This window comes from Deltaproteobacteria bacterium, assembly GCA_026712905.1.
Taxonomy (GTDB): Bacteria; Desulfobacterota; Binatia; order UBA9968; family JAJDTQ01; genus JAJDTQ01.
Genome location: JAPOPM010000131.1, coordinates 1 through 10,397 on the forward strand (window position 1 = coordinate 1; position 10,397 = coordinate 10,397).

Sequence of the window (10,397 nt, forward strand, 5' to 3'; positions counted from 1 at the left end):
ATCGACGCCAAGACCACGGCCGACCTTCTGAGGGTGGTGGTGGGATGGCATGGCGAAGGACGAACGATCATCGCCGTGCTGCATGACCTCGACCAGGTGCGAGAGAGTTTTCCCGACACCCTGCTGATTGCCCGGGAGCCCGTTGGCTGGGGGGCGACTACCAAGGTTCTGCGGGCAGAACATCTCTTCCAGGCGCGACAGATGGCGGAGGCGTGGGATGACCGTGCCGAGGTCTGCTGGCGAGGCGTTGCCTGATGGACATCCATGCCGCCCTGATCCAGCCGTTCATCGAGTTCGGCTTCATGCGCAGGGCGCTGGCGGCTTGCCTGGCGCTCAGCCTCGGCTGCGGCCCGGCGGGCACTCTCCTTGTTCTGCGCCGCATGAGCCTCGTCGGGGATGCCTTGAGCCACGCCGTGCTGCCGGGTGCGGCCATTGGTTTCATGATCGCCGGGCTCTCCCTCGTCGTCATGAGCTTCGGCGGCTTCATCGCGGGCCTGGTCGTGGCGGGGCTGTCCGGTCTCGTGGCGCGTGTGACCCCTCAACGCGAGGATGCCAGCTTTGCCGCCTTCTATCTCATTTCGCTAGCGCTTGGGGTGCTCATCGTCTCCACACACGGCAGCAACGTCGATCTCATGCATGTGCTGTTCGGAACCATTCTCGCTGTCGACGATGCGTCCCTGCTGCTCATTGTCTCCATCGCGACGCTGACTCTTTTCACCCTGGCCGTCATCGGACGCGGATTGATCGTCGAGTGCTTCGATCCCGGCTTCCTGCGCGCCGTGGGTGGCCCCGGCGCCGCCGTTCACTTCGTGTTTCTGGTGTTGGTCGTCATGAACCTCGTCGCCGGGTTCCACGCGCTCGGTACGCTGATGGCGGTGGGGTTGATGATGCTCCCGGCCGCGGCCGCGAGGTTCTGGGCGGGTCAAGTCGCGACGCTCGCGGCCGCGAGCAGCGCCATCGCTTTCGCTTCCGCGTATGCGGGACTGCTGCTCTCTTACCACGTAAATCTTCCGTCCGGACCGGCGATCATCCTGGTGGCCGGGGGCGTCTACATCGTCTCGGTTGTCGCGGGTCCGCGCGGCAGCCTGCGGACGCGGTTCCTGCCGCTCCGCCATCTTGAAGCTTGAATCGCAAAGGAGGATTCAAACCATGCATCGCTTTTCGCGCCGCTTGATTCTGGCTGCGCTTGTCACCCTCGCCGTCGCCGCGACGTCTCCATCCTGGGCAGCCGACAAACTCAAGGTCGTTGCCACCTTCACCGTTCTCGGAGACATGGTGAAGAATGTCGGCGGGGAGCACGTCACCCTCACCACGCTGGTGGGGCCGGACGGTGATGCCCACGTCTACGAACCGACTCCGGCCGATGCGCGCGCGCTGGCCCAGGCGGACCTGGTCCTCGTCAACGGCCTTGGCTTCGAAGGCTGGATCGACCGGCTCGTCAAGGCATCCGGCTACAAGGGGCCGGTTGTCGTGGCCAGCGAAGGGATTGCTTTGTTAAGGGCGGAAGAGGACGAACACCACCACGAAGGCGCGTTCGACCCTCACGGCTGGCAGGATCTCGCCAACGGACGCATCTATGTCGCCAATGTCGCTGATGCACTTGCCGCGGCCGATACGGCTCATGCCAACGACTACCGCCGCCGTGCCGAAGCTTACGACCGCGAACTGGTGACGCTGGATCGGGACATCCGCGGCCGGCTCGACGCCGTCCCCGCGGAACGGCGCAAGGTGATCACCTCGCACGACGCGTTCCGGTACTTTGGGCGCGCCTACGGCATCGAATTTCATGCCCCGGTCGGTCTCAGCACCGAAGACGAACCGTCGGCAGGCGAAGTGGCCGCTCTCATTCGCCAGATCCGGAATGAGGGCATCCACACATTGTTCGTCGACAACATCACCGACCCTCGCCTGGTGCAGCAACTCGCCCGCGAAGCCGAGGCCGTCGTTGGGGGTACGCTCTACGCGGACTCGCTTTCCGGGGCCACCGGTCCGGCGCCGACCTATCTCGACATGTTCCGCCACAACGCGAGCGAACTCGTCAAGGCCTTCACGAAATGAGCAGGGGCAGCCGTGGCGCTGAAACGCCTGCTGCCGTGACGCCATCCGGCCCCATCTTCGGTCTCACCGTGTCGCAAGGAGAAGAGAGAACATGTTGATCAACACAACACCGCGTAGCCCGAATCGCCAACGGGTTCGACAAGTCAAGGAGGCATTGCGCGCAGCGCTGAGCCTTCCCGATGGTGCGACGGTTACGGTCACCGAGTTGGCATGTCGCGAAGAGGGCTGTCCGCCCATCGAGACCGTGGTTGCTCTGCTTCGGCCCGATGGCCCGCCGCTGCAACACAAGCTTCACAAAACCACGGACGCCGTTGACGCCGAAGACCTGGTCCAGGTCTGCAAGGCGTGGGGGTTCGACGTCCAAATTTCAATACTCGCACCTCTGCTTCAGGAGAACCAGATATGAACGCTCCACAAAAGATACCTGTTTCCATCCTCACCGGCTTCCTCGGCTCCGGCAAGACGACCCTGCTCAACCGGATCTTGAGCGAGGAGCACGGTAAGCGCATTGCCGTGATCGAGAACGAGTACGGGGAGGTCGGCATCGATCAGGCGCTCGTCATCGACGCTGACGAAGAGGTCTTCGAGATGTCGAACGGCTGCATCTGCTGCACGGTGCGCGGAGACCTGATCCGCGTGCTCGGCAATCTCATGAAGCGCCGCGACAAGTTCGACTATGTGTTGGTGGAGACCACAGGGCTCGCCGATCCCGGCCCGGTCGCTCAGACCTTCTTCATGGACGACGAGATTCGCGCGGAGTTCTCGCTTGACGGGATCGTCACGCTCGTCGATGCAGCCCACATCGAGCAGCAGCTCGGGCGAAGCGACGAGAGCACCGAGCAAGTCGCGTTCGCGGACGTCCTCGTTCTGAACAAGACGGACCTCGTCAACGGCGAGGCACTCGACAGGCTCGAAACTCGGCTCCGGGACATGAACCGAATGGCGCGAGTCGTGCGTAGCGAGCGGGCGAACGTCTCCGTCGATACGGTGCTCAACTTGGGTGCCTTCGAACTGGACAAGGTGCTCGAGCGTCGCCCCACCTTCCTCGAGCCGGAGTATCCGTTCGAATGGAGTGGAGTCTATTCGCTCGATATCGGCCGCTACGAACTCAGGCTCGCCGACGGACCTGATCCGGCGATGTCGCTCGTCGTCGTGCCCGACCAGGGCACGGATGACGCTGCCCTCCGCGAGAGTGCGGAGTGGTGTGTGCGGCGGTACGCCGAACCTGCGGCAATCATATCCCCGGGGGAGGAGATTCCCGTCGGAAAGCATGTGAGCCTCCCGCTCGATTCACCCGGGCGCAAGTCGTTCTTCCTGGAGGTCGATGCGCAGGTGCGGGTTGGGCTCTACACCCAGCACACCGCGGAAGAGTTCGATCTCCAACTGACGAACGCGGAAGGAGCGACCGTCAGGCCAGAAGTCGAGCGCACCTGGGTCGCACAGCACGAACACGACGACGAGGTGGGCTCCATCGCCATCGAGAGAGACGGCGACGTCGATCCCAAAAAGCTCAACGCCTGGCTTGGCGAACTGCTCCGTGAGCGTGGGGTGGACATCTTCCGAATGAAGGGCTTCATCAGCCTCGCGGGTGAGTCGCGTCGCTTCGTCTTCCAGGGGGTTCACATGCTCTTTGACGCCCAGCCGGATCGTCCATGGGGAGACTCGCCCCGGCGCAATCAGCTCGTCTTCATCGGCCGCAACCTCGACGAGCAGAGCATGCGGCAAGGATTCGAGGCATGTCTGAGTTGAGTGTCGACAGCCCAAAAGGTGTTCTTCGCCCGGGCTGGTCCGCGGCGGTCGGCGACTACGCCATCGCCGGAGGCTGGACCCTCGGCGGTAAGGTCCTGGTGGTCGCTGACGCCGCGGGTGGCATCTACGCGTTCGACGGCAAGTCCGGTGCAAGCGCATGGGCGCGGCAGGGGGGACATGATGGCGGCGTGCTCGCGATGGCTATCCACCCAAGCGGAACCGCGTTCGCTACGGCAGGCCAGGACGGCCGAGTCCTTGTCTGGGGTGTCGACGAAGGTCAGGTAGAACAGGCCATCGACGTCGGCAGCGGTTGGGTGGATAACCTGGCGTGGTCGCCGGACGGCCAATGGCTGGCGGCCTCCTGCTCCCGGCAGGTTCGCGCGTATGGTGCGGACGGCGGAGAAGTCTGGCGATCCGATGATCATCCCAGCACCGTCAGCGCCATCGCCTGGTCCAGCGCCGGAGAGCTGGCGACGGCCTGTTACTGTCGAGTGACGTTCTTCGACGTGTCCACTGGGGAGCTTCGCCAGAAGCTGGAGTGGCAGGGCTCCCTGGTGTCGATGGTACTGAGCCCGGACGGGGATATCGTGGCCTGCGGCAGCCAGGACAACTCGGTGCACTTCTGGCGTCGCTCCACGGAGGAGGACTCCATGATGTCCGGATATCCCGCCAAACCGTCGGCCCTGGCCTTCGATGACACGGCCACCCTCCTGGCCACCGGCGGAGGCAACGAGGTGACGGTCTGGAGCTTCCGGGGAGGTGGCCCCGAAGGCACGCGGCCCGGTGTTCTAAAACGTCATGCTCAACCCGTCACAACGCTCGCCTTCGCTCACAGCGGGATGCGCCTGGCCTCGGCGGCACGGGATGGCGCTGTAGTGGTGTGGTCGCTTCGGAGGAATGGGAAAGGCCGTCCTGTCGGGTCCGCGGTTTTGGCGGACATAGGGGCGGAACTGTACTGGCGGCCGGACGGGCGCGCGCTTGCCGCCCTCGACGCCCGGGGTGGCGTGACGGTTTGGCGGACAGGATGAACAACGGCGTTCACGGGCACGTCCGCACAGTGGACGCTGGGAAGTAACGGCAAGGCTGATTGCCGAGGACGGCAGGGAAATCCCTTTCTTCCGGGTTTCCTTGGTGAATAGCCCAAAAAATTCTTGCATACCAGACAAAAGTCTGGTATCGCATCTTCATGACACCCTTCACGCCACCGGGGGAGACCCGGGAAAAGGTTTACCGGTTCGTGCGCAGGCGGATTCTGGAGGAGCTGCCGCCGACGGTGCGGGAAGTGCAGGAGGCGTTCCGGTTCAAGGCGGTGCAGACGGCGCGGGAGCACCTGGAGCGGCTGGTGGTGGAGGGGCGGCTGGTCAAGACGCACGGAAAATCACGGGGTTATCGCCTGCCCCAGGAGCCTGGAACGCTGTTCGTGCCGCTGCTGGGGCGGGTGCAGGCGGGCGGGCTGCGGGCGGCCATCGAGGAGTGCGAGGGCTACCTTCCGGTGCAGTCGCGGGGCTCGGAGGAGATGTTCGGGCTCCGGGTCCAGGGGGAGAGCATGACCGGGGCGGGCATCCTTCCGGGCGACATCGTGGTCGTGCGGCAGCAGGGGGAAGCCGCCTCGGGGGACATCGTCGTGGCCATGGTGGGAGACGAGGCCACCATCAAGAGGCTGCGCCTGCGCGGGAACGGGATCGAGCTGCATCCGGAGAACCCGGCCTTCGTGCCGATCGTTCCCCGAGCCGACGAATGCACCCTCCTGGGCAAGGTGGTGGAGGTGAGGCGTTATCTGGAGGGGTGAACCGGAGGGATGAACCGGACACGGAGAGCTTTCATGGACGTTTCCGCCGAAAAGAGCCACGAGCGGTTGCCGGTTCCGGCGCGCGAACGGATAGCGGCTTCGGGCGCCGCACCCGCCCCGGTCGCGCCGCGGCGCCGGTCCGTCCGCGAGGCGCCGCGGGCCTGGAACCTCTCCCTGCTGGCGGGACGCCTCACGGAGATCTCGGACTCGGGCGCGGCCCCTGCCCTCACGGCGGCAGCCTCCCTGATCCTCCAGGCCCAGCAGCGCGGCGAGCCCGCGGCGTGGATCGGCTTCGGCAACTCGATCTTCTTCCCGCCGGATCTGGTGGAGTGGGGCATCGACCTCGAGGCCCTGCCGGTGGTGCGGGTCCCCGACGCCCTGGCCGCGTCCCGCGCCGCCGACCAACTGCTGCGCTCCGGCGCGTTCGGGCTGGTGGTGCTGGACCTCAAGGCCGAGGCGCGGATGCACATGGCGGTCCAGAGCCGGCTGGCGGCGCTGGCCCGGAAACACCACGCGGCGCTCCTCTGCCTCACCCGCAAGAAGCGAGGCGCGCCGTCGCTGGGGCCGCTGGTGTCGCTGCACGGCGAGGGCCGCATCAAAAGGACCGCCTTCAGCCTGTTCGACTGGGAGATCCGCGTGGTCAAGGACAAGCGCGGCGCGCCGGGATGGAGTCACATGGAGTCGTGCCGTGGAGCGGATGGCCTGTGTTGACGTTGCGGCGTTTCCCTTGCAACTGCTGCTGCGGGACCATCCCGACTGGAAAGACCAGCCCGCCGCGGTGGTGGATCAGGACAAGGCCCAGGGGACCGTCCTCTGGGTAAACTCCCGGGCGCGCGCCACCGGCATCCTTCCGGGCATGCGCTACGGCGCGGGACTCGCGCTCTCACGCCACCTGCGGGCGGGAGTCATCTCCCGCACGGCCGTCGACAAGGCCGTGGCCGATCTGGTGCCGCGGCTGCGGCGCTTCGCCGCCGAGGTGGAGCCTTCCCGCGACGAGCCCGGGGTATTCTGGCTGGGGGCCTCGGGCCTTTCCCTGCTCCACCCCCGCCTGGAGGAATGGGCCGGGCTCATCCACCGCGACCTCGCCGGCGCCGGCCTCCACAACACCGTGGCCGTGGGGTTCTCCCGCTTCGGCAGCTACGCCGCGGCCAAGGCCTGCGACCGGAACGTGGTCTTCCGCACGTCCGGGGAGGAGCACGACCACGTCCGCGCCGTTCGGCTCGACCGCCTCGATTTCGCTCCCAAGGTCCGTGACCTGCTGGCCCGCCTCGGCATCCACACCCTGGGCGGCTTCCTGGACCTGCCCGCGTCCCAGGTGCGCGCGCGCCTGGGACGGGAAGCCCACCGGCTCCACCGGCTGGCCGCGGGCGACCTGTGGAGCCCGCTCCACCCGGAGACGCCGTTCGAGCCCACCACCGCGGGGGTCTTCCTGGACTACCCGGAGAGCGACCGCCAGCGGCTGGCGGTGCTCATGGAGGAACTGCTGGAGCCGCTGCTCGACGCGCTGGAACAGCGCCACGAGGTGATGACCACCCTCCTCCTCCGCCTCCGCCTGGACGACAGGTCGGAGAAGCCCGAGACCCTGCGGCCGGCCCGTCCCACCCTGGACCGCGGACAGATCCTGAACCTCTTGCGGCTGCGCCTGGAGGCCACGGCGCTGACGGCCGGGGTGACGGAAATCGTCATGGAGCTCCAGGGAGCCTCGTCCGACGCGCGCCAGGGGGAGCTTTTCCACGGCGCCTCCACGCGCGACCATGACGCCGCCAACCGCGCCCTGGCGCGGCTGCGGGCACGCTTCGGCGACGGCGCCCTGCTAAGGGCGCGCCCGCGCGCCGGCCACCTTCCCGAAGCGCGCTTCACCTGGGAGCCCATGGAAACCGTGCCGCCGCCACGGCCGCGCCGGGTGCGGCTGCGCCCGCTGGTGCGGCGCTTCTTCCCCAAGCCGGTGCGGCTCCCGCACCAAGCCGTGTCAAAACTCCGCTTGGTGGCAACGGCACATGCGCCGTCCTTCCCGCGCAGTCGAGACTCGCAAGGCAGGGGCGTACCGGATACGTCATTCCCGCGGAAGCGGGAATCCAGGGGTGGGGAGGGGGCGCTACAACGGCGTTTCCCCGCTCCCCCACCCCTGGATTCCCGCTTCCGCGGGAATGACGATTCGGGGTGTTGGCACCGCGGGTGTTTTGACACGGCCGCTTCCGCGGGAATGACGTATTCGGTACGTCCCTGCCCCACGAATTCTGACACGGCCTCGCACGCGGGATCGACCGCACCCGATGCCGAGCCCGTGGTTGGCGACGTCCAGGCCGGCGACACCCCGATTGACGTTCCCTCTTTCACACGGGAGAGCGCCGGCCCTTACGTCATCTCCGGAGGATGGTGGGGCTCCGGCGCCGGCGTGCACCGCGAGTACCACTTCGTCCGCGACGGCGAAGGCCCGTGGCTGTGGATCTACTACGACTCCAGGCGGCGCGGCTGGTTCCTGCATGGGAAAGTGGAGTAGAGAACCGTGGCCGCCGGCAAGAAGCGTCCCCACGGGCGCCCGTCCCCCCTTCCCTCGTCCGGCGCACGCTCCCGCGTGCCCGTGGCTCTGGCGCCCCAGCCCTACGCCCCCCTCTACTGCAAGAGCCACTACTCGTTCCTGGAGGGGGCGAGCCATCCGGAGGAATTGCTGGAGCAGGCCGCGGAGCTCGGAATCCACTCGCTCTGCCTGACCGACCGGGACGGCGTCTACGGCGCCGTGCGCGCCCACGTGAAGGCGCGGGAGCTGGGCCTGCATCTCGTCATCGGCGCGCGCATGAGCGTCGCCGACGGCTCCTCCATCCTGCTGCTGGCCGCCGACGGCACCGGCTACGCCCACCTCTGCCGGCTGATCTCCACCGGGCGTCTGCGCTCGCCCAAGGGACAGAGCGTGGTGCAATGGCGCGAGGTCTGCGAGCACGCCGGCGGGCTCGTGGCCTTGTGGGGCGGCGAGGAAAGCCTGCTGGTGCGGGAGCCGGACCCGGCATTCGTCGCCCGCGACCTGCGGGACGCCTTCGGCGAACGGCTCTACGCGCTGGTGACGCGCCACCGCCGCGCGGAAGAGGCGCGGCAGGAACGGCGCCTGCGCGAGCGGGCGCGGCGCTACGGCATCCCCACCGTGGCCGCCACCGAGGTGCTCTACCACCACCCCTCGCGGCGCCGGCTCCAGGACGTCCTCACCTGCATCCGCCACGGCGTCCGGCTGGCCGGCGCGGGGCGCGTGATCAAGCCCAACGCCGAGCACGACCTGAAGTCTCGGGGCGCGTTCACCGCTCTCTTCGGGGACGATCCCGAGTCGGTCGCCCGCACTCTGGAAGTCGCCGGCCGCTGCAGCTTTTCCCTGGACGAGATCTCCTACCGCTACCCGTCCGAGGAACTGCCGGACGGCAGGACCTCCGCGGACTGGCTCCGGGAGCTCACCTTCCGGGGCGCCGGGGGGCGCTACGGCGGCACCGTCCCGGAGGACATCCGGGCACAGATCGAGCGCGAGCTCGAGGTCATCGGCGAACTGGCCTACGAGGGCTATTTCCTCACCATGTGGGACCTGGTCCGGTTCTGCCGGAAGAACGGGATCCTGTGCCAGGGGCGCGGCTCCGCGGCCAACTCCGCGGTGTGCTACTGCCTGGGCATCACCGCCGTCGATCCGGTACGCATGGACCTCCTGTTCGAGCGCTTCATCTCACGGGAGCGCGCCGAGCCGCCGGACATCGACCTCGACATCGAGCACAACCGCCGCGAGGAGGTCATCCAGTACCTCTACCGCAAGCACGGCCGCACCCACGCCGCCATGGTGGCCAACTTCATCCGCTACCGCGGCCGTTCCGCGGTGCGGGACGTGGGCAAGGTGCTGGGACTGGCGGAGACCGCGGTCCACCGCGTCACCCGGCTGTTGGGCCATTACGAGCGGATGGACCCGCAAGTGCTCGAGAGCGCCGGCCTCGACCCCGGCGCGCCGGTGCAGCGGGACCTCCTCCAAGTCGTGGAAGAAATCCAGGACTTCCCCCGCCACCTGTCCATCCACCCCGGCGGCTTCCTGCTGGGGCACAAGCCGGTGCGCGACCTGGTGCCCATCGAGAACGGCGCCATGCGCGACCGCACGGTGATCCAGTGGGACAAGGAGGACCTGGAGAGCCTCAAGCTCTTCAAGGTGGACCTGCTGGGGCTGGGAATGCTCACCGTGGTGGACCGCTCCTTCCGCCTCATCCGGGAGCACTGGGACCGAAGCTTCTCCCTGGCCACCCTCCCCAAGGACGACCCCGAGACCTACGCCATGATCCGCAAGGCCGACACCGTGGGGGTCTTCCAGATCGAGAGCCGCGCGCAGATGTCCATGCTGCCCCGGTTGAAGCCCCGGGAATACTACGATCTGGTCATCGAGGTCAGCATCGTCCGGCCGGGGCCCATCGTGGGGGGCATGGTGCATCCCTACCTGCGGCGCCGGAACGGCGAGGAGACGGTCACCTACCCCCACCCTTCCCTGGAGCCGATCCTCAAGAAGACCCTGGGCGTGCCGCTGTTTCAGGAGCAGGTCATGCGGCTGGCGGTGGTGGCGGCGGACTACACCCCCGGGGAGGCGGACCAGCTCCGGCGCGACATGGCCGCCTGGAGGCGATCGGGAAGGATCGAGCGGCACCGGGACCGCTTCATCTCGCGCATGCAGGCCAAGGGCATCGACAAGGAGTTCGCCACCCAGGTGTTCGAGCAGATCCGGGGCTTCGGCGACTACGGCTTTCCCGAAAGCCACGCCGCCAGCTTCGCCCACATCGCCTACGCCTCGGCCTGG

At 67.5% G+C, this 10,397-nt stretch carries 10 protein-coding genes; all 10 read left to right on the forward strand.

Annotation, left to right across the window (positions count from 1 at the left end; translation table 11 throughout):
• Nucleotides 1-255, forward strand: a 255-nt coding sequence (locus OXF11_10325) for an ABC transporter (protein ID MCY4487493.1), incomplete at its 5' end; no start/stop codon positions are given.
• Nucleotides 255-1,127 (forward strand): metal ABC transporter permease, encoded by an 873-nt coding sequence (locus tag OXF11_10330; GenBank protein MCY4487494.1) that lies wholly within the window; start codon nt 255-257, stop codon nt 1,125-1,127. The genes OXF11_10325 and OXF11_10330, both read left to right, overlap by 1 nt.
• Nucleotides 1,128-1,149: 22 nt before the next feature.
• The gene (locus OXF11_10335) at nt 1,150-2,058 is read left to right on the forward strand and encodes a metal ABC transporter substrate-binding protein (protein ID MCY4487495.1); all 909 of its coding nucleotides are present in this window, start codon (nt 1,150-1,152) and stop codon (nt 2,056-2,058) included.
• Between the two features lie 91 nt (nt 2,059-2,149).
• The gene (locus OXF11_10340) at nt 2,150-2,464 is read left to right on the forward strand and encodes a hypothetical protein (protein MCY4487496.1); all 315 of its coding nucleotides are present in this window, start codon (nt 2,150-2,152) and stop codon (nt 2,462-2,464) included.
• Entirely contained in the window at nt 2,461-3,807 is a 1,347-nt protein-coding gene (locus OXF11_10345) for a GTP-binding protein (protein MCY4487497.1), read from the forward strand. Before OXF11_10340 ends, OXF11_10345 begins: the two co-directional genes overlap by 4 nt.
• Nucleotides 3,795-4,835, forward strand: a complete 1,041-nt coding sequence (locus OXF11_10350; GenBank protein ID MCY4487498.1) for a hypothetical protein — start codon at nt 3,795-3,797, stop codon at nt 4,833-4,835. The genes OXF11_10345 and OXF11_10350 overlap by 13 nt, the downstream gene beginning before the upstream one ends.
• 158 nt (nt 4,836-4,993) lie before the next feature.
• The gene (gene lexA, locus OXF11_10355) at nt 4,994-5,596 is read left to right on the forward strand and encodes a transcriptional repressor LexA (GenBank protein ID MCY4487499.1); all 603 of its coding nucleotides are present in this window, start codon (nt 4,994-4,996) and stop codon (nt 5,594-5,596) included.
• A gap of 33 nt (nt 5,597-5,629) precedes the next feature.
• Nucleotides 5,630-6,307, forward strand: a complete 678-nt coding sequence (locus OXF11_10360) for a recombinase A (GenBank protein MCY4487500.1) — start codon at nt 5,630-5,632, stop codon at nt 6,305-6,307.
• Nucleotides 6,294-8,096: a DNA polymerase Y family protein gene (locus OXF11_10365; GenBank protein ID MCY4487501.1), complete on the forward strand. Its 1,803-nt coding sequence runs from the start codon at nt 6,294-6,296 to the stop codon at nt 8,094-8,096. Before OXF11_10360 ends, OXF11_10365 begins: the two co-directional genes overlap by 14 nt.
• A 6-nt stretch (nt 8,097-8,102) precedes the next feature.
• Nucleotides 8,103-10,397 (forward strand): error-prone DNA polymerase (locus OXF11_10370; GenBank protein ID MCY4487502.1); only part of this gene is annotated, 2,295 nt, incomplete at its 3' end.

Coding starts and splice junctions, on each gene's coding strand:
- OXF11_10350 (MCY4487498.1), top strand. CDS start 3,795: ATGTCTGAGTTGAGTGTCGACAGCCCAAAAGGTGTTCTTCGCCCGGGC.
- lexA (MCY4487499.1), top strand. CDS start 4,994: ATGACACCCTTCACGCCACCGGGGGAGACCCGGGAAAAGGTTTACCGG.
- OXF11_10330 (MCY4487494.1), top strand. CDS start 255: ATGGACATCCATGCCGCCCTGATCCAGCCGTTCATCGAGTTCGGCTTC.
- OXF11_10365 (MCY4487501.1), top strand. CDS start 6,294: ATGGCCTGTGTTGACGTTGCGGCGTTTCCCTTGCAACTGCTGCTGCGG.
- OXF11_10335 (MCY4487495.1), top strand. CDS start 1,150: ATGCATCGCTTTTCGCGCCGCTTGATTCTGGCTGCGCTTGTCACCCTC.
- OXF11_10345 (MCY4487497.1), top strand. CDS start 2,461: ATGAACGCTCCACAAAAGATACCTGTTTCCATCCTCACCGGCTTCCTC.
- OXF11_10340 (MCY4487496.1), top strand. CDS start 2,150: ATGTTGATCAACACAACACCGCGTAGCCCGAATCGCCAACGGGTTCGA.
- OXF11_10360 (MCY4487500.1), top strand. CDS start 5,630: ATGGACGTTTCCGCCGAAAAGAGCCACGAGCGGTTGCCGGTTCCGGCG.